Raw genomic sequence first — 18,931 nt, forward strand, 5'->3', positions numbered from 1 at the left:
AATACATCATGGCAGAAAAACTAGACTTAACACGGTTTGAAAAAAGAATGGAGATCCGTAATATCCGGGAAGAGGATATTGACCGAATCATTGCCTTGCAAGAGGTATGCTTTCCAGGCATGGATCCTTGGAAACGAGAGCATCTTGAAAGCCACCTTGAGCATTTCCCAGAAGGGCAGTTTTGTGCTGAATTCGAGGGAGAAATCATTGGCTCTTGTTCAAGTTTATTAATTAACTTTGATGAATACGATGATCGCCACACATGGCAGGACATTACAGATGATGGGTACATCACAAACCACAATCCGGATGGGATGAATATGTACGGAATCGAAGTCATGGTGAGTCCTGAATACCGACGAATGAAAATTGGACATCGCTTGTATGAAGCAAGAAAAGACTTGGCAAGAAGATTAAATTTAAAAAGCATCATCATTGGCGGGCGCATTCCGAACTATCATAAATACCAAGAGGAAATGACGCCTCGCCAGTATGTTGAGCAGGTCATGCTTCACCAAATCTATGATCCCGTTTTATCTTTTCAGCTGTTAAATGAATTTAGTCTCATGCGGATCAATCCGAATTACTTGCCTGATGATAAAGCATCCAGCACATATGCGACGTTAATGGAATGGAACAATGTCGATTATCGCCCGCAATCGAAAAGATATTTTAAATCGGCGTTTCCTGTTCGAATTTGTGTGATTCAATATGCGATGAAACAAATTCACTCCTTTGAAGAATTTATGAATCAGGTCGAGTATTATGTGGATGTTGCATCAGATGCATCAGCTGACTTTGCGGTATTCCCAGAAATTTTCACGACGCAGCTCATGTCTTATTTAGAAGAGCGGTCACCTAGTCTTGCCGTGCAGCGGATCACGGAATATACCGAGGACTACATTAATTTGTTCACAGACCTTTCTGTGAAATATAACATTAATATCATCGGCGGGTCCCACTTTGTAGAAGAAGAAGGGAAAATCTACAATATTGCCTATTTATTTAGACGTGATGGAACGATTGAAAAGCAATATAAGCTTCACATCACGCCGAATGAAAGAAAATGGTGGGGGATTTCAGCTGGTGACCAGGTCCGGGTATTTGATACGGATTGCGGCAAAATTGCGATCCAAATTTGCTACGATATTGAATTTCCTGAGCTTGCACGGATTGCAGCTGACAAAGGAGCGAAAATTATTTTCACTCCGTTCTGTACAGAAGACCGCCAAGGCTATTTAAGAGTACGTTACTGTGCACAGGCGAGAGCGGTTGAAAACCAGATTTATACCGTCATCTCTGGAACAGTTGGCAACCTTCCGCAAACCGAAAATATGGATGTTCAATATGCACAATCGGCTATATTTGCCCCATCAGACTTTGAATTTGCAAGAGATGGGATTGTAGGAGAGTGTAATCCAAACATTGAGATGGTTGTCGTTGGGGATGTCGATTTAGAAATTTTAAGAAGACAAAGGCAAGATGGGACCGTACGTCAGCTGAAAGACCGAAGAAGAGATGTGTACCATATTGAATATAAGAAATAATGATGGAAGCGCCTATCGTTGAGGCGCTTCTTTTTGATAACATATTTTTTTCAATTGCCAAAGGGATGCTGAAGAAAAAGCTGAATATACTGAAAGGAGATTATGTGTTCAAAAAGGAGAGGAACATGGGGCGACAATCTAAACATCTGTATATCAATTTGCCGGTAAATCATGTGAAGGAATCTATCGCTTTTTTTGAGCAGCTGGGTTTTGAATTTGAGCAGCAGTTCACGAATGATCAGGCGGCCTGTTTGGTCATTGATGACACGATCACCGTCATGCTGTTGTCACTCAGGCATTTTCAGTCCATTTCAGAGAAACAATTAGTGGATGCAAAAAAAGCATCAGAGGTGATTATCTCTATGCGTGTTCATTCACGAGAAGAGGTCGATGAGCTTGTCGAGCAGGCAATGGCAGCAGGCGGTTCACCGTTTAAGGAAAAGCAGGATCATGAGTTCATGTATGGATGGAGCTTTCAGGATCTTGATGGTCATTTGTGGGAAGTGTTTTATATGGATGAGGAGAGAAGCGGCCTTTCATAAGGGTGCTTCTTTTTTATTGTTTATCAATGGTATGATAATGAGGAGCAGAAGGAATCTGGAATTCAACTAAAGAAAAGTAGGTGCAGCATGGAGTTTTTACTTGTCTTACTGCCAGTGTTCGGCATATTCCTGATCGGGTATATCGGGCAGAAGGCGATTGGTTTTGACATACATACGCTCTCATCAATGTCTTTATATTTAATGTCACCATTTCTTGCGTTTGAAACCTTTTATCAAAACAAAGTGTCGATGGACTATGTGTATTTATCCATTTTTGTTGTCGGACTTTGTCTTGCACTTATTTTATGTGTCTTTATTTTATCTCGTATTTATGGGTATTCGAATGAAACGTATTGCGCCATGATTTTGTCGTCAGCTTTTATGAACAATGGAAACTATGGAACGCCTGTTGTGCTTCTTGTCTTCGGAGCAGCAGGTTTGGATATTGCGATCGTGTTGATGGTACTGCAGCAGCTTGTCATGAGTACAATCGGCATGTATTATGCAGCAAAGGGTGGAGAGGATGCGGGAGATGGAAAGGTCGTCTTGAAAAAAGTACTGCGTATGCCAGTTGCTTATGGGGCACTCATCGGTCTATTATTTCAGCTGATTGACCTTTCATTACCTAAAGAGCTGATGACGGGTATTCAGCTTGTGGGGAATGCTGCCATTCCGACGATTATGCTTATTTTAGGTATGCAGCTTGCTGTGATTTCTTTTAAGCAAGTGGATTATCGCAATATTTCTTATGCTGTATTGCTGAAGCTGTTTATCTCCCCACTCATTGCATTTGGCTTTACGCTTATTTTACCGGTAGATGATATGGTGAAACAAATTATGATCTTAGTGGCAGCCATGCCGACAGCAGCAAATACCACGCTGATGGCTGTACAATTTCGAACGAAGCCTGAGTTTGTCTCAAGCACGACATTTCTCAGTACAATCTTAAGTATCGTGACATTACCAGTTTTATTATGGATTTTATCCATGCACCCTCTGGGATAGGGGATAGGCGGCATACAAAGGGGGACATATGAATGAATGTAGATGTTCATTTCCAAGTGAGTGACGTGTTGAAAACGAAGCATTTTGCGCATGCAAAAGTGTTAGCAGGGGAAAAAGGATTGTTTCGGCAGGTCAAATGGATACATGTGTTAGAAGTGCCTGATGTAGAGGATTTATTAAATGGAGGCGAGCTTATATTAACAACAGCCGCAGGCTTCCATGACCAACTGGATGTGTTTCAAGCGTTTTTACGACAGCTGATTGATTCAGGGGCGGCCGGCTTGTGTATTGAATTTGTTCCGCTAAGATTCGAAGTGCCGGAAGAATTACTGACCTATGCAGAAGAAAGAGATTTTCCGCTTATTCTGTTTACAAAAGAAGTGAAGTTCGTCAACATCACGCAGCATCTTCATACGATGATGATCGAGCGTCAGTATCAAATGATGGCTGATTTAGAAGCACTGTCATCAAAGCTAAATGAGCTTTTGCTGACCCCGCATCCGCAAATGGATATTTTGGATCAAGTGTATCAGCACGTAAGGGGGATACTTTTACTCCTCCCTGTTCAGGGCGAGCCGATTATTTTATGTGATTCTTCCAAACAAACCGAAGAACTGGTCATGAATTATTTGCAGTTTGCTTCCGTGCCAAAAGGATACGAAGTGACACAAAAACAAGTGCTTGCGCTCAAACAAACATTTGCAGATCTTGTGCTCATTCATCAAGCGGACACGCTCTCTGAATTCGAACTGCTTGTAATGGATAAAGGAGCCAATGCTCTAGCCCAGCAAACATTAAGAGAGCTTTATACAGAAGAGCTGAAGAAGACAAAAGAAAATGAATGGCTGCAAAAATGGTTTCAAGAAGAGCATACAGAACAAGAGATCATAGAGCACCTAGAAGAAACAGAAGGGGTGAAAAAGCCAACTGGCTGCGTAGTCTTGCTCTTTCAAAAACATCATCAAATTGAAAAAATCACAGGGAATCTTTACTTTCTTGTCTCTTGCCGCTCCATTTTTCAGCGTGCTGGTTTCCATCTGATTGCATATGAGCATCAAGAACAAACCTTGTTTATTTTATTAAACACGAGAAAGAAAGAGGACTGGAAAGAGCGTGCAGAAAAGGCTGCAAACGACATCAAACAATTGTATGACCGGGAGCAGCCCCGAGGGGCCGAGATCAATTTCGGTATCGGGCAATATTGTGAAAAGTTTCAGCACATGAGAAAAAGCTTTCAAGCAGCCAAAGAAGTGCTGCATTTAAAAAAAGTGATGCCTCAGCGGGTGGAAAGTCCATTTTACCAAGATCTACATATGCTCCGTCTTATGCCTATGATGAAGGAAAGCGGTCTGCTTGAATGTATGGTGAAAGAGTATTTAGAGCCCGTGATTGTATACGATAATCAAAATAGCGGGAGACTCTATCAAACGCTAAATATCTTTTTACAGACAAACGGTTCTAAAAAAGAAACCGCAAGCCAGCTCTATATTGTTAGGCAAACCCTCTATCATAGACTGGATAAACTGCATGCCTTGCTCGGTGAGGATATGATGCAGGCGCCGAAACGGCAGGCGCTTGAATTTGCGATTCTTGCCTATGAATTCCTGCAAGGAAATCGACGTTAGCAGAGTGTGCTCCATTTTGCCAAGGCATCAAGAAAAGTGTCTTATGCTGGTGCTCAATCAGTTGACGATCTGTCTAATGTAATCGGCCTGACCCCTTTTTTATAATGAAAGTAACGGATTGGTTCTCTCTTACGGGCGGCCTGGTTCCAGTTTCATATGCCTCACGTTTCATCCATATAATGAATGGAGAGGCAATGTGCTGCTGAATTGGTCTAAGCTTCTTTAATGATGAAAACGGATACATGGGGGCGGGAAGATGAAAATACATGAGCAGGCTCAAAATCTTCAGGCAAAAGATGATCAGTTGATCTGGCATCAAATGAAAGGAACAAACAAGGAAAATGAAAGTATGGTCATTCACGAGGCAGAAGGCGCATGGGTGACAGATATTCATGGAAATCGTTATTTAGACGGGATGTCAGGCCTTTGGTGTGTAAATGCCGGATATGGCCGGAAAGAGCTTGCAGAAGCGGCGTATAAGCAATTAAAGACAATGCCTTACTATCCGCTTACACAAAGCCACGTGCCGGCGATTCAGCTGGCTGAAAAGCTAAATGAGTGGCTTGGCGGGGACTATGTCATCTTCTTTTCTAACAGTGGCTCTGAAGCCAATGAAGCTGCATTTAAAATGGCCAAACAATATCATGAGCAAAAAGGAGAAAGTACTAGGACAAAGTTTATCTCCCGGTACCGGTCGTATCACGGCAATACAGCAGCTGCTCTTGCCGCAACCGGTCAAGCGCAGCGTAAATATAAATATGAACCATTAGGTCAGGGCTTTATTCATGTCGCACCGCCTGATGTGTATCGTCATCCTGAGGATCAAGAGAATCTGGCAAGTGCTATGGCAATAGATCAGGCCATGACGTGGGAACTAAGTGAGACGATAGCTGGGGTCATTATGGAGCCGATCATTACGGGCGGAGGTATCCTAATGCCGCCAAAAGGGTATTTGAAGAAGGTCAAAGACATCTGTGAAGCCCATGGAGCGCTTCTCATTGTAGATGAGGTCATCTGCGGATTTGGCCGGACAGGGAAGCGGTTTGGTTTTATGCATGAGGAAGTAGAGCCGGATATTATCACCATGGCAAAAGGGATCACAAGCGGTTATTTACCGCTTTCTGCAACGTGCGTGAAACGAGAAATCTATGAAGCCTATGCAGGAGAAGATACGTATGACAGGCTGCGTCATGTGAATACATTTGGCGGGCACCCTGCTTCCTGTGCAGTGGCACTTGCCAACCTAGAGATTATGGAAAACGAGCAACTGGTGGAACGGTCCGATGCGCTCGGCCGGGATATGCTTGAACGTTTGCAAGAGTTAAAAGAACACCCATTTGTCGGAGATGTCAGAGGAAAAGGCTTGCTGTTTGGCATTGAGCTTGTTCAGGATCAACAATCCAAAAAACCAGCTGAGCCACATGTCGTCGGTCAATTGATTGCTGAATGTAAAAAACGCGGACTGATCATCGGGAAAAATGGGGATACAGTGGCCGGCTATAATAACGTTGCCCAACTTGCACCGCCGCTTAATATAACAGATGATGACGCCTCATTTATCATCAATACCTTAAAAGAAAGCATGGCACAGCTATAGCAGAGAGACTTCTCTGCTTTTTTTATGGAATAAAAGTTTGCTTTTCATCATTTTGAGCTAGTTCTCTGAAGATGATGTGAGATGAAATCGGTATTGGGCACACTAGGTGTATTGAAAAATAGAAGAGTTTCAATTACTGTTAGGAGAAGACTGATTCAATACACTTTTGAAGGAGACGGCTTATGAGTTTTCATGATCAACCCATTTTACCTGCTGTACGCAATATGAAGCAATTTGAGGAATTTTTAAAAAGTCCATTTACATATGGTGTTTTACTTGATGTTCACTTAGGCCGGCTTAAGGGCATCATGAATGAGGCAAATGCTCATCACAAAAAAATGTTTGTCCATGTCGATCTCATTCACGGGATTAAACATGATGAGTATGGAACGGAATTTATTTGTCAGGAAATGAAGCCAGCAGGAATTATTTCTACTAGGTCTTCTGTCATAGTAAAAGCCAAGCAAAAAAAGGTATATGCCATTCAGCGAATGTTTTTACTTGATACGAGTGCCATGGAAAAAAGCATGGAGTTCGTTGGGAAACATCGTCCAGATTTTATTGAAGTATTGCCGGGCGTCGTGCCAGATTTAATTACAGAAGTGCGCGAGCGAACTGGGATCCCGATTTTTGCAGGCGGATTTATCCGTACAAAAGAAGATGTAGAAAGAGCGCTTGAAGCAGGGGCTACAGCAGTGACGACCTCAAATACCACCCTTTGGAAAGCGTTCCAAAAGTGAAAAGATAAAATGTGAATATTTATTGACAACGTTTTCATCCTCTGATACTATAGCACTAAGTTAATATCATGTGATGGAGAAACGGAGATCCACAACAACGCTTTACTAGGTGACAAATGACCCTGATGTAAAGTATGTTTGTTGTGGATCTTTTTCTTTATCTTTTCTACACATTCATAGGGGATGGCAACTGAACCAGAGGAGGAATTTTTCATGACACCATTTTGGGGAGAAGTCGTAGGTACAATGCTGCTCATTATTTTTGGAGGCGGTGTGTGTGCGGCAGTTAATTTAAAGAAATCACTCGCATATCAATCCGGCTGGATTGTAATCGCTTTCGGGTGGGGATTTGCAGTAGCCATTGCAGCATATGCAACTGGTGGAATTAGTGGAGCTCATTTAAACCCTGCACTCACAATTGGGCTTGCGCTAGAAGGAAGTTTTCCTTGGGCTGATGTTCCAATGTATATTGTTGGTCAAATGCTTGGCGCATTAATAGGGGCTACTATTGTCTTTTTACATTACTTACCGCACTGGAAAGCAACAGATGATCCAGGTGCAAAGCTAGGTGTATTCTCAACTGGTCCTGCGATTCCGCATACTTTTGCAAACGTACTTAGTGAAGTCATCGGTACATTTGTATTGGTTCTAGGAATTTTAGCGATTGGTGCAAATAAATTTGCAGACGGAGTCAATCCGCTGATTGTTGGTTTCTTAATTGTTGCAATTGGTCTTTCTTTAGGTGGAACAACTGGTTATGCAATTAACCCTGCACGTGATTTAGGTCCGAGAATCGCACATGCGATCTTGCCGATTCCAGGGAAAGGCCCATCGAATTGGAAGTATGCTTGGGTGCCAGTCGTTGGTCCAATTTTAGGCGGCGCATTTGGCGGTGTTTTCTACAATGCAGCCTTTAAAGCGAACGTCACTCCAGCCTTTTGGATTGTAAGCGTTATTTTAGTTGTGGTATTGTTAGGACTCTATATCACTACGAAAAACCAAACAAATGCTGTAAATGAAAGTATGTAAGGGGAGGAAAACATCATGACAAAAGAAAAATATATTCTTGCACTAGATCAAGGGACAACAAGCACAAGAGCGATCTTATTTGATCAAGAAGGCAAAATTGCACATACAACTCAGAAGGAATTTAATCAATATTTTCCGAACCCAGGCTGGGTAGAACACAATGCAAATGAAATTTGGAGCTCTGTTCTATCGGTCATTTCAACTGCTTTAATTGAATCAGGAATTGAAGCAGACCAAATCGCTGGTATCGGAATTACGAACCAACGTGAGACAGCGGTTGTTTGGGATAAACATACAGGCGCACCTATTTACAATGCAATTGTTTGGCAGTCAAGACAAACATCTGGCATTTGTGAAGAGTTAAAAGAACAAGGACACAATGAAACGTTTAGAAATAAAACAGGTCTTCTTATTGATGCTTATTTCTCAGGTACAAAGGTAAAATGGATCTTAGACAATGTTGAAGGTGCCCGTGAGAAAGCAGAAAATGGCGACTTACTGTTTGGCACAATCGATACTTGGCTTATTTGGAAGATGACAGGCGGTAAATCACACGTCACAGATTACTCCAATGCGTCAAGAACATTAATGTTCAACATTTACGATCTGAAATGGGATGAAGAATTACTTGATATCCTTGGCGTACCGGCTTCTATGCTTCCAGAGGTGAAACCATCTTCACACATTTATGGTGAAACAACTGACTATCACTTCTTCGGCAGAAATATTCCGATTGCAGGAGCGGCGGGAGATCAGCAGGCTGCTTTATTCGGTCAGGCTTGCTTTGAAGAAGGAATGGCGAAGAACACATATGGTACAGGATGTTTCATGTTGATGAATACAGGGGAAAAAGCCATTAAGTCGGATCATGGTTTATTAACGACGATTGCATGGGGCATTGACGGCAAAGTTGAATATGCTTTAGAAGGAAGTATTTTCGTTGCTGGCTCAGCGATTCAATGGCTGCGTGATGGACTCAGAATGTTTAAAGACTCGAAAGACAGCGAAGCTTATGCAGAGCGCGTTGAGTCAACAGATGGCGTATACGTCGTTCCTGCATTCGTTGGTCTAGGCACACCATACTGGGATAGTGATGTCAGAGGCGCTGTATTCGGGTTAACACGTGGTACTTCTAAAGAGCACTTTGTCCGTGCAACGTTAGAATCACTTGCTTATCAAACGAAAGATGTGTTAGATGCGATGGAAAAGGATTCAAATATTTCATTAAAAACATTGCGTGTGGATGGCGGAGCTGTAAAGAATGATTTCTTAATGGGCTTCCAAAGTGATTTACTGGATGTGCCTGTAGAGCGTCCAGAAATTAATGAAACGACGGCACTCGGTGCGGCCTATCTTGCGGGAATAGCAGTTGGCTTCTGGAACGACCGTTCAGACATTGCAAAACAGTGGAACCTTGACAAGCGCTTTGAACCTAAGATGGAGGAAGGCAGCCGTGACTCGTTATATAGCGGGTGGAAAAAGGCTGTAAAAGCAGCTCAAGCTTTCAAATAAACCAAAAGTATGATATACTTCAATTAAGTTAATAGAACGGTTGGAGAACTGGAGAGACCGCAGGCACCGAAGTGTAGAAATACGCTTTGGGTGTTTGCGGTCTCTTTTTCTTTACCGTACAACATGGGAGGAACAAGAGATGACTTTTTCTAGCTTAGAAAGAGAACAAATGCTGCAGGAAATGACAAAAAAACCATATGATGTGTTTATCATTGGTGGGGGTATTACAGGCGCGGGTACAGCACTTGATGCGGCTTCACGCGGAATGCGCGTCGGTCTTGCAGAAATGCAGGATTTCGCAGCAGGTACATCTAGCCGCTCAACGAAACTAGTGCACGGTGGACTTCGTTATTTAAAACAATTTGAAGTAAAAATGGTCGCAGAGGTCGGTAAAGAGCGTGCCATTGTATACGAAAACGGTCCTCATGTAACAACACCAGAATGGATGCTTCTTCCGATGCATAAAGGCGGGACATTCGGTAAGTTTTCAACATCCATTGGGCTTAGAGTGTATGACTTTTTAGCTGGCGTCAAGCATAGCGAACGCAGAAGCATGCTGAGCGCGAAGGAAACACTTGCAAAAGAACCGCTTGTGAAAAAGGACGGCTTAAAAGGCGGCGGCTACTATGTTGAATACCGTACGGACGATGCACGCCTCACAATCGAAGTCATGAAAGAGGCTGTGAAATTCGGAGCAGAAGCGGTCAACTATGCGAAAGTAAAAGAATTTATTTATGATAAAGGCAAAGTTGTCGGTGTTGTCATTGAAGATGTCATGACGCAGAAAACCTACGATGTATATGCGAAGAAAATCGTCAATGCGACAGGTCCATGGGTCGATCAACTAAGAGACAAGGATCACTCAAAAGAAGGGAAGCACTTACAGCATACAAAAGGTATTCACTTAGTATTCGACCAATCAGTCTTCCCATTAAAACAAGCGATCTACTTTGACACACCTGATAAACGGATGGTCTTTGCGATTCCAAGAGAAGGCAAAACGTACGTTGGTACAACAGATACAGTGTACAAAAAGCAGCTGGAACATCCGCGTATGACAAAAGCAGATCGTGATTATGTCATCAATGCGATTCAATACATGTTCCCTGATCTCAATATTACAGAAAAAGATGTTGAATCTAACTGGGCTGGTCTTCGTCCACTCATTCATGAAGAGGGCAAAGACCCTTCAGAAATTTCTCGTAAGGATGAAGTATGGACATCATCTTCAGGCTTAATCACCATTGCTGGCGGTAAATTAACAGGCTACCGCAAAATGGCTGAGCATATTGTGAATCTTGTACGTGATGGACTAAAAGAAGAAACAGGCAAAGACTTTGGACCATGTAAAACAAAGCACATGCCAATTTCAGGCGGTCATGTAGGCGGATCTAAAAATATGGCTTCCTTTGTCCAAGCGAAAACAGCAGAAGGTGCATCTGTTGGTTTAACAGAACCGATTGCTCAAAAACTTGCCGAAAAATATGGCTCAAACGTCAGCAGTCTCTTCAAGCGTGTAGAGCAGCTTCAAGGTGAAGCAGACAAACGAAACATTCCAGCGTATGTACTCGCAGAGCTTGTCTATGCAATCGAAGAAGAATTAGCTGTTACTCCTGTCGATTTCTTCTTAAGAAGAACAGGAAGCCTACTATTTAATATCAACTGGGCAAAAAAATATGCACAGCCTGTCGCTGATTATATGGCAGAGCGTTTTGGCTGGGATGAAGCAGTAAAACAGAAGCATCAAACAGAACTAGATCAACTATTCCATGAAGCAGTTGTACCGCTTGATGCTGAATAAAAGAAAAGCCGATCATGCATCGGCTTTTCAGCGTGTAGACAAACCCTCGCATTCTTTGTCAGGTCTGTGCGCCGGTGCTCACGAATGTCAAATTCGCTCCGCTCCGGTGCTCGTCCTTTCTAGACTTCAAGGGTTTTCAGACTACGCTGAAAGGAAGACAAAGAACTAAAATAAAGATCATTTTAGCCCTTTGTCAGCAATAAGTAAAAGCCGATCATGCATCGGCTTTTTTATTTGTTCAGCATTTTCTTCATCTCCCAATGATATAGCATGACATAGAGGATGATTCCATATAAAATAGCAGTAGAGGTTATTTTATTGATGATAAGAGCTGGGAGGACGACCATGAGTTGGAAGACGAATTATGAGCGATGGATCAATGAGAAGCACCTGGATACTGAGCTAAGGGAATGGCTGGAGGCACATCAAGATAATCAACAAGCACTTGAAGACTGTTTCTACAAAAACCTTGAGTTCGGTACTGGAGGAATGCGCGGGGAGATTGGTGCTGGCACGAACCGAATGAATGTGTACACGGTTCGTAAAGCATCTGCAGGTCTTGCTGCGTATATTGCGAAACATGGAGAGGATGCAAAAAGAAGAGGCGTCGCCATTGCATATGATTCACGCCATAAATCGCCTGAATTTGCGATGGAAGCAGCCAAAACACTTGCCTCGCAGGGCATCCAAACATACGTGTTTGACGAACTGCGTCCAACACCGGAGCTTTCCTTTGCTGTTCGAGAGCTGAATGCATTTGCTGGGATTGTCGTAACAGCAAGTCATAATCCACCAGAATATAATGGCTATAAAGTATATGGAGAAGACGGTGGACAGCTGCCGCCACTTCAAGCAGATCAAGTCATTCAAGAAGTAGATGCAATAGAAAATGAACTGTCGATTTCAGTTGATTCAGAAGAAACGTTAAAACAACAAGGGCTGATCAACATGATCGGAGCAGAAATCGATCATGCTTATATTGAAAAATTAAAAACCATCAGTGTGCACCCTGAGCTGGCAGATGAGGTCGATGTCAAAGTCGTTTTCACACCGCTTCATGGTACGGCCAACGACCCTGTCCGAAAAGGGCTTCAAGCTTTAGGCTATCAGCATGTAACCGTTGTACCTGAACAGGAAAGACCAGATCCACAATTTTCAACAGTGACATCGCCAAATCCAGAGGAGCATGCAGCATTTGAGTATGCGATCGAGCTTGGCGAAAAGCAGAATGCCGATATCCTCATTGCAACAGACCCAGATGCGGATAGGCTAGGTATTGCGGTCAGAGATCAAGATGGAAAGTTTACCGTCTTAACAGGCAACCAAACAGGAGCTCTATTGCTCCATTATTTATTGTCTGAAAAACAAAAGCTTGGTCAGCTGCCGCCTCGTCCCGTTGTGATGAAAACGATTGTCACAAGTGAGCTTGGGCGTGCTGTTGCTTCAGCATTTGGTGCCCATACGATTGACACGCTTACTGGTTTTAAATTTATCGGTGAAAAAATCAAGCAATTCGAAGAGAGCGGAGAATACACGTTTCAATTCGGGTACGAAGAAAGCTATGGCTATTTGATCGGTGACTTTGCTCGAGATAAAGATGCGGTGCAAGCAGCGCTGTTAGCTGTCGAAGTCGCTGCTTTCTATAAAAAACAAGGCAAGTCCTTGTACGATGCGCTAGTTGATATTTTCAAGGAGTTTGGATTTTACCGAGAAGGGTTAAAGTCGTTAACCTTAAAAGGAAAAGAAGGAGCAGAGCAAATTTCAGCGATCCTTCATACCTTTAGAACAAATCCGCCAGCTGCTATCGCGGGTCAGCGCATCACTGTCATCGAGGATTACCAATCAAGTCAAAGATATCTGATTGCCGAAAAGAAAGAAGAAACCATTCACCTTCCAGCATCAAACGTGCTGAAATATTTCCTTGAGGATGGTTCGTGGTTCTGCTTAAGACCTTCCGGAACTGAGCCTAAAGTGAAATTTTATATTGCTGTCAAAGGTACATCGTTAACAGATAGCGAAGAAAAGCTGAAGCATTTGTCAGAAGAAGTGATGAAAGTCGTTTATGAAATTGTGGAAGAAACAGCTAAATAAACAAACAAGGCCATTGTGTGAATACATGATGGCTTTTTCTCCATCAAAAGGATGAGAAAAAATCATCCTTTTAGCGAAAGAACCGGCAGAATGCTCATGATATAATGAGCGTAATGAAAAGAGAAGGCAGCAAATGCCGGGGGTAAACAGTATGGGAGAATATCAAGAGAAGGTTGAAACATTAAAAACGCTAAAAGAAATTGCTGAAAAGCTAAATGAAGGCTTGGAAATAAAAGATACGCTTCATGAAGTGCTCCATATGCTGATGGATGTCACAGGCTTTCATTCCGCATGGATTTATTTTATAGAAAAAGACGGCTCGTACGAACTGATGGCAGAGGTCTCCTTACCAGAAGCGCTGGCAAAGCATCAAAAGCAGCTCATGTGTCAAAACGATTGCTATTGCATCAATCGATACACAAAGGGCTCACTCCAATCAGCCACAAACATTATGAATTGTAAACGCATCGAAACGGCGGTTAAAAAGCAGCTTGGGGACACTGAAGGAATTACACATCATGCGACGGTTCCCCTTAAAGCATGTAAGCGTACGTTCGGGTTATTGAATGTGGCGGCAAAAGGAAAAGTCACATTTACGCAAGAAGAATTGAACTTGCTTGAAAGCATTGCGCTTCAAATTGGTACCGCCATTCAACGGATGAAGCTTGTGCAAAACGAACATCAGCATGCTCTTTTGGAAGAAAGAAACCGGCTTGCACAGGACTTACATGATTCCGTTAACCAAATGCTATTTTCAGTCAGCCTGACTGCTAAAGCCGCCCGTCAAATGACAAACGATCAGAATCTAGGGGAAATGATTGATTTTATTCAGCATTTGTCACAAGATGCACTGGTTGAAATGCGGTCACTCATTTGGCAGCTAAGGCCAAGAGGACTTGAAAAAGGATTCACAACAGGGATTCAAGAGTATGCAAAGCTTTTAGGATTACGCTGTACATTATCGTTATCAGGTTGTATGGAGATGGATCATACTCAGCATGAAACGTTGTTTCGGGTATGCCAGGAAGCGCTGAATAATTGTCAAAAACATGCGGAAGTAGAGGACGTTAAAGTCCAGCTGGAACAATCAAAAGACACGTTTGAGATGAAAATCATCGACCACGGTAAAGGGTTTCAGTATGACGAGCAAATGAGCCTCCCTTCACTTGGTCTGAAAGGGATGTCTGACCGTATCAAAAGAGCTGGTGGAACATTTTGTATAGAGTCTGAGCTCGGTAAAGGGACCACTATTCAAGTGAAGGTGCCATTTTCTCAAGAAAGGAAGGGGTCGTCATGAGAGTTGTCATTGCAGATGATCATCATATTGTGAGAAAAGGGCTTGTGTTTTTCCTGCAGACACAGCCTGACGTCGAAATTGTTGGTGAGGCTTCTAATGGAGAAGAAGCATTAGAAATTGTCAGACAAACGCGACCTGACATCGTTCTCATGGATTTATCGATGCCTGTAATGAATGGCATTGAGGCAACGAAACAAATGACGCTGGAAATGCCTGATACCCGCATTGTGATCCTGACAAGCTATGCGGATAAAGATTATGTTATTCCCGCCATTCAAGCAGGGGCAAAAGCCTATCAGCTCAAGGATGTAGCGCCAGAAAAACTTCTTACGACAATGATTGACGTACAAAAGGGCACCTATCAATTAGATGGTCATATCACCAATTTTCTTGTGCAGCATTTGACTGAGCCAAAAGAGCAAAAATGGGAGTTAATAAAAGAGCTGACCAATAGAGAGCGAGATGTCTTATTCGAAATTGCAAAGGGGAAAAGCAATAAAGAAATTGCCTCATCCTTGTTTATTTCTGAAAAAACTGTCAAAACGCACGTATCTCATGTATTATCAAAACTAGAGCTGGCAGATCGTACCCAAGCGGCTCTATATGCAGTGGATTATCAAAAAAGTCAGCCTAAAGAGCTGCTATAACAGAAGGGAATTTAGTCGTTATGCTAAAACTTTTAAGCGCACATTCAGTTCAATGAATTGAATAAAAAGAGCACGGTTGTTGGTTTATTTGACGTGCCCTTTTGCGTGAAAAGAGAAGCATGTTCAGTCTAATTTCTATGAGTAAAACGATAAAAGACTTGATGAGTATATGCTCATCAAGTCTTTTTTTTATTTTGAAGGAGGTGATAAACCGGCTGACTAAAGGTGAAATGATAAAAGGAGGAAATGAGCATGGAGACATATGAATTAGTGAGTGATTATCGCCATAATGAAAAATTGAAAGAAAGCTTTAATAAGCTAGCGATCAATACATTTGATTTGGATTTTAGTGACTGGTACAAAAGAGGGTATTGGGATGAAAAATATATTCCTTATTCCTTTGTCCATCACGGGAAAGTGATCTCAAACGCTTCCGTTTACCTCATGTCACTGATCATTGATGGAAAAACGTATCGAGCTGTTCAAATTGGCACGGTGATGACGGATCAAGCCTATCGCCATAAAGGATTAGCGACAAAGTTAATGGAGCATATTATGGATACGTACGAACATGATTGTGATTTGATTTTTCTTTTTGCCAATGAAACTGTACTGGATTTTTATCCAAAATTCGGCTTTACACGGTACCACGAAAGTGAGTTTAGTCTAGATATCAGCAAAAGCGCCATTCATATAAAAAAGGACATGCGTCTCAAGCAGCTGACATTGGAACATGACCTGCCATTACTCGAACAGTTCGCAGAAAAACGCCAAACGGGCTCAAAGAAATTAGACGCTAAGCATCATGGCAGCTTATTGATGTTTTATTTTACATTGGTTTGGCCGGATGCCCTTTTCTATATTGAAGCGTTGGATACGATTGTTCTGATGAATGAAGAAAATGAAACCATACATGTCTTTGATATCATTTCTCTCGAGCCACAAAATATAGAGGAAGTTGTTGCACATATTGTGAATGAAACGACGGAAAAAGTGATGTTCTATTTTACACCTGATACGTCAATTGACGGCTTACACTCGGTGAAGGCACCAAATGACGAGGATGCGCTGTTTGTTTATACAAAACGAGATTGGGTAAAAGACCACTTTATGCTTCCAATCACTGCGCACTGCTAAATGTATGTAAAAAGGCTGATAATCAGCCTTTTTCTTTATGTGTACATCGGTTGTGAATAAACTTCAGAAGCAGCGGCCTCTGAAGCATGGTCAATGTACTGCAGGAGCCCATATAAACATTTTTCAACATCAGCATCGTTCCGGTTAAATTGATACGCGTGTAAGAAATGCTCAATACGTTTCGAGAGCAAGTCATCTTGCGTACGTACCATAAGAATAAGTAAATTATCCCATTGCGAGCGATGCGTATAATAAAGTGCTTTATCATAATCCGCCACATTCATCAAACCTTCTCCTTTCCCTTGAGAAGTCCTCATTAGTTTGCTCGGAACATATCGACATTTTCAGGGGAAAAGTTGGTGTCCGCATCAATCGTGTACCGGGAATTATAGGCTGAATAAATGCTTCATGTATGAAAATGGATCGATCAGCACAACATAAACAAAATATACATGAAAGTGAGATCAATGATATCATGCAGCCGAAATGGTGGGTGCCTTTTGCAGCGGGAATGGTTTTGTTTGGCAGTTTCATGATCCATCCTGCAACAAATGCAGCGATGCAGCCTGTTGAAAATTGGGAAAGACTTGCGTACACAGCGTTGCAAGAGGAATATGAAGGCGCCGCTTTAAACGATTATCAATATATCGGGCGTACACAAGTAAATGAAGATCAGACAAAAGATGTTTTTCGCGTCACAGTGAAGGAAGGCTCAACGCTTTTTGCTGCGCATGCAGAAATCTATTTTCACCCGGTGACCGGTCATTTGATTAGTATTAACGTATTCCGGTTATAAAAAAAGCACCTCTTTATTAGAGGTGCCCTTTCCGGATCAATTATTTCATGCTTCCTTGAAGGTATGAGCGGATATCCACGCCAAGTGAATCGGCTAATCGTTGTCCGTAATCTTCATCTGCACGATAGAAGTTGCAGATCGCAAGTAATTTTGTTTTGTCATTTACGTCTTTCAGGTCAGCTGTTAGGTTTTTGATCAATGCTTGTTTCTCTTCTTCTGAGTAGCTTCGATATTTTTCCCCAGCTTGTTTGAAATCGTTTGGTTTTTCAATTTTTTGTCTCACCATACGATCACCGTGAAGAACTTGTTCACTTTCTTTGTAGTGAGGATTTTCTTTTGGCTGATCATCGTAACGGTTTGGTTCATAGTTAATATGACCGCTTGGACGAGTCGTTGTCATAAAGCCATCCTGCTGATTATTGTGTACAGGTGCATAAGGACAGTTCACCGGAATGCGCATATAGTTGGCACCAAGACGATGACGCTGCGTATCTGGATAAGAGAACAGACGACCTTGAAGCAATTTATCTTCAGATGCTTCAATTCCTGGAACAAGTGCACTTGGTGTGAAAGCAGCTTGCTCTGTTTCAGCAAAGAAGTTCTCAGGATTGCGGTTCAGTGTCATGCGTCCTACTTTTTGAAGCGGGTAATCTTCTTCGCTCCATGTCTTTGTTGGATCACATGGATCATAATCAAGATCATCATAATCGCTAAGCGGCATCAACTGGACATATAAGTCCCATGCTGGGTAGTTGCCATTTTCAATGCGGTCATATAAGTCTCTTGTCGCATGCTGGAAATCATTCGCTTGGGTTTCTGCTGCTTCTTCCATAGATAAATTACGAATACCTTCTGAAGGTCTCCAGTGATATTTCACATATTTTGTTTCACCATATTTGTTGACCCATCTAAATGTATGCACACCAGAACCGCGCATTTCAGCGTAGCTCGCAGGGATTCCTTCATCAGAGAAGAGCCATGTGAGCATATGAGTGGATTCAGGTGTTAAGGTCATAAAATCCCAATAACGGTCAGGATCTTGGATATTGGTTACAGGATCTGGCTTGAGAGAGTGAACCATATCAGGGAATTTCAATGCATCACGTATAAAGAAGATCGGCAAGTTGTTACCAACTAGATCATAGTTGCCTTCTTCTGTGTAAAATTTGACAGCAAAGCCGCGCGGATCACGCAATGTTTCAGGTGAACCTTTAGGATGAATAACTGTTGAGAAGCGAACAAAAACATCTGTCTGTTTTCCTTCTTCACTTAAGAAGGCTGCTTTTGTATGTTTCTCCATACTATTTTCAACTTCAAACACACCATAAGCGCCGGCGCCTCTCGCATGAACAACACGCTCTGGAATACGTTCACGATCGAAGTGTGCAAGTTTTTCAATCAAATGGTAATCATCAAGAAATGTAGGTCCGCGGTGACCAGCTGTTCTTGAGTTTTGGTTATCGCCAACAGGTACGCCTTGGTTCGTTGTCAAATTTTTATGATTTGAATTTGTCATTCTTTTCTCCTCCTGTAAACAAAAAAATGGTTTCTAGCAATCTATATAC

At 42.2% G+C, this 18,931-nt stretch carries 16 protein-coding genes; 14 read left to right on the forward strand and 2 right to left on the reverse strand.

The genetic code is table 11. The features are described from left to right. Positions 1-8 precede the first annotated feature (8 nt). The 13 genes from MHB79_RS04735 to MHB79_RS04795 all read left to right on the forward strand — a co-directional run bounded on the left by MHB79_RS04735 (position 9) and on the right by MHB79_RS04795 (position 16,570). Positions 9-1,547, forward strand: coding sequence for a bifunctional GNAT family N-acetyltransferase/carbon-nitrogen hydrolase family protein (locus MHB79_RS04735; protein WP_106032291.1), 1,539 nt, complete (start codon positions 9-11; stop codon positions 1,545-1,547). Between the two features lie 125 nt (positions 1,548-1,672). Beyond that, entirely contained in the window at positions 1,673-2,089 is a 417-nt protein-coding gene (locus MHB79_RS04740; RefSeq protein WP_050945474.1) for a VOC family protein, read from the forward strand. An 87-nt stretch (positions 2,090-2,176) separates the two neighbouring features. Next, on the forward strand, positions 2,177-3,094 hold the full coding sequence (locus MHB79_RS04745; RefSeq protein ID WP_003212117.1) for an AEC family transporter: 918 nt from the start codon (positions 2,177-2,179) through the stop codon (positions 3,092-3,094). Between the two features lie 32 nt (positions 3,095-3,126). Continuing rightward, positions 3,127-4,719 carry a PucR family transcriptional regulator gene (locus MHB79_RS04750; RefSeq protein ID WP_050945432.1) on the forward strand — a complete coding sequence of 531 codons (1,593 nt, stop codon included), beginning with the start codon at positions 3,127-3,129 and terminating at the stop codon, positions 4,717-4,719. A gap of 256 nt (positions 4,720-4,975) precedes the next feature. Continuing rightward, complete coding sequence (locus MHB79_RS04755) at positions 4,976-6,316, forward strand: aspartate aminotransferase family protein (RefSeq protein WP_340989168.1); 1,341 nt, start codon at positions 4,976-4,978, stop codon at positions 6,314-6,316. Between the two features lie 182 nt (positions 6,317-6,498). Continuing rightward, positions 6,499-7,056 carry a glycerol-3-phosphate responsive antiterminator gene (locus tag MHB79_RS04760; RefSeq protein ID WP_003212480.1) on the forward strand — a complete coding sequence of 186 codons (558 nt, stop codon included), beginning with the start codon at positions 6,499-6,501 and terminating at the stop codon, positions 7,054-7,056. Positions 7,057-7,269: 213 nt separating this feature from the next. Further along, the gene (locus MHB79_RS04765; RefSeq protein WP_003211784.1) at positions 7,270-8,085 is read left to right on the forward strand and encodes an MIP/aquaporin family protein; all 816 of its coding nucleotides are present in this window, start codon (positions 7,270-7,272) and stop codon (positions 8,083-8,085) included. Between the two features lie 15 nt (positions 8,086-8,100). Further along, complete coding sequence (gene glpK, locus MHB79_RS04770) at positions 8,101-9,597, forward strand: glycerol kinase GlpK (protein WP_003212099.1); 1,497 nt, start codon at positions 8,101-8,103, stop codon at positions 9,595-9,597. Positions 9,598-9,736: 139 nt separating this feature from the next. After that, a complete protein-coding gene (gene glpD, locus MHB79_RS04775; RefSeq protein ID WP_113386892.1) occupies positions 9,737-11,398 on the forward strand; it encodes a glycerol-3-phosphate dehydrogenase in 1,662 nt (553 codons plus the stop codon). A 345-nt stretch (positions 11,399-11,743) separates the two neighbouring features. Further along, entirely contained in the window at positions 11,744-13,489 is a 1,746-nt protein-coding gene (locus MHB79_RS04780) for a phospho-sugar mutase (protein ID WP_340989170.1), read from the forward strand. 151 nt (positions 13,490-13,640) lie between these two features. Then, positions 13,641-14,786 (forward strand): GAF domain-containing sensor histidine kinase, encoded by a 1,146-nt coding sequence (locus MHB79_RS04785; protein ID WP_050945426.1) that lies wholly within the window; start codon positions 13,641-13,643, stop codon positions 14,784-14,786. After that, on the forward strand, positions 14,783-15,433 hold the full coding sequence (locus tag MHB79_RS04790) for a response regulator transcription factor (protein WP_321999229.1): 651 nt from the start codon (positions 14,783-14,785) through the stop codon (positions 15,431-15,433). The genes MHB79_RS04785 and MHB79_RS04790 overlap by 4 nt, the downstream gene beginning before the upstream one ends. Positions 15,434-15,685: 252 nt before the next feature. Further along, a complete protein-coding gene (locus MHB79_RS04795; protein WP_340989172.1) occupies positions 15,686-16,570 on the forward strand; it encodes a GNAT family N-acetyltransferase in 885 nt (294 codons plus the stop codon). A gap of 35 nt (positions 16,571-16,605) precedes the next feature. Here MHB79_RS04795 and MHB79_RS04800 read toward each other — a convergent pair whose 3' ends face one another. Beyond that, positions 16,606-16,854, reverse strand: coding sequence for a YhdB family protein (locus MHB79_RS04800; protein ID WP_024426598.1), 249 nt, complete (start codon positions 16,852-16,854; stop codon positions 16,606-16,608). A 128-nt stretch (positions 16,855-16,982) separates the two neighbouring features. On the opposite strand from MHB79_RS04800, the gene MHB79_RS04805 reads away from it, so the two are divergent. Next, positions 16,983-17,366, forward strand: coding sequence for a YqzG/YhdC family protein (locus tag MHB79_RS04805; protein ID WP_226804858.1), 384 nt, complete (start codon positions 16,983-16,985; stop codon positions 17,364-17,366). 40 nt (positions 17,367-17,406) lie between these two features. Here MHB79_RS04805 and MHB79_RS04810 read toward each other — a convergent pair whose 3' ends face one another. After that, positions 17,407-18,882, reverse strand: a complete 1,476-nt coding sequence (locus tag MHB79_RS04810) for a catalase (protein WP_050945423.1) — start codon at positions 18,880-18,882, stop codon at positions 17,407-17,409. Positions 18,883-18,931: the final 49 nt, after the last annotated feature.

Origin of the sequence: Bacillus sp. FSL M7-0558, from assembly GCF_038003245.1 — a bacterium.
Lineage (GTDB): Bacteria > Bacillota > Bacilli > Bacillales > Bacillaceae > Bacillus > Bacillus pumilus.

What these genes read in the sequence shown, in the direction of transcription:
- MHB79_RS04735 (WP_106032291.1), top strand. Translation starts at nt 9, where the DNA reads ATGGCAGAAAAACTAGACTTAACACGGTTTGAAAAAAGAATGGAGATC.
- MHB79_RS04740 (WP_050945474.1), top strand. Translation starts at nt 1,673, where the DNA reads ATGGGGCGACAATCTAAACATCTGTATATCAATTTGCCGGTAAATCAT.
- MHB79_RS04745 (WP_003212117.1), top strand. Translation starts at nt 2,177, where the DNA reads ATGGAGTTTTTACTTGTCTTACTGCCAGTGTTCGGCATATTCCTGATC.
- MHB79_RS04750 (WP_050945432.1), top strand. Translation starts at nt 3,127, where the DNA reads ATGAATGTAGATGTTCATTTCCAAGTGAGTGACGTGTTGAAAACGAAG.
- MHB79_RS04755 (WP_340989168.1), top strand. Translation starts at nt 4,976, where the DNA reads ATGAAAATACATGAGCAGGCTCAAAATCTTCAGGCAAAAGATGATCAG.
- MHB79_RS04760 (WP_003212480.1), top strand. Translation starts at nt 6,499, where the DNA reads ATGAGTTTTCATGATCAACCCATTTTACCTGCTGTACGCAATATGAAG.
- MHB79_RS04765 (WP_003211784.1), top strand. Translation starts at nt 7,270, where the DNA reads ATGACACCATTTTGGGGAGAAGTCGTAGGTACAATGCTGCTCATTATT.
- glpK (WP_003212099.1), top strand. Translation starts at nt 8,101, where the DNA reads ATGACAAAAGAAAAATATATTCTTGCACTAGATCAAGGGACAACAAGC.
- glpD (WP_113386892.1), top strand. Translation starts at nt 9,737, where the DNA reads ATGACTTTTTCTAGCTTAGAAAGAGAACAAATGCTGCAGGAAATGACA.
- MHB79_RS04780 (WP_340989170.1), top strand. Translation starts at nt 11,744, where the DNA reads ATGAGTTGGAAGACGAATTATGAGCGATGGATCAATGAGAAGCACCTG.
- MHB79_RS04785 (WP_050945426.1), top strand. Translation starts at nt 13,641, where the DNA reads ATGGGAGAATATCAAGAGAAGGTTGAAACATTAAAAACGCTAAAAGAA.
- MHB79_RS04790 (WP_321999229.1), top strand. Translation starts at nt 14,783, where the DNA reads ATGAGAGTTGTCATTGCAGATGATCATCATATTGTGAGAAAAGGGCTT.
- MHB79_RS04795 (WP_340989172.1), top strand. Translation starts at nt 15,686, where the DNA reads ATGGAGACATATGAATTAGTGAGTGATTATCGCCATAATGAAAAATTG.
- MHB79_RS04800 (WP_024426598.1), bottom strand. Translation starts at nt 16,854, where the DNA reads ATGAATGTGGCGGATTATGATAAAGCACTTTATTATACGCATCGCTCG.
- MHB79_RS04805 (WP_226804858.1), top strand. Translation starts at nt 16,983, where the DNA reads ATGAAAATGGATCGATCAGCACAACATAAACAAAATATACATGAAAGT.
- MHB79_RS04810 (WP_050945423.1), bottom strand. Translation starts at nt 18,882, where the DNA reads ATGACAAATTCAAATCATAAAAATTTGACAACGAACCAAGGCGTACCT.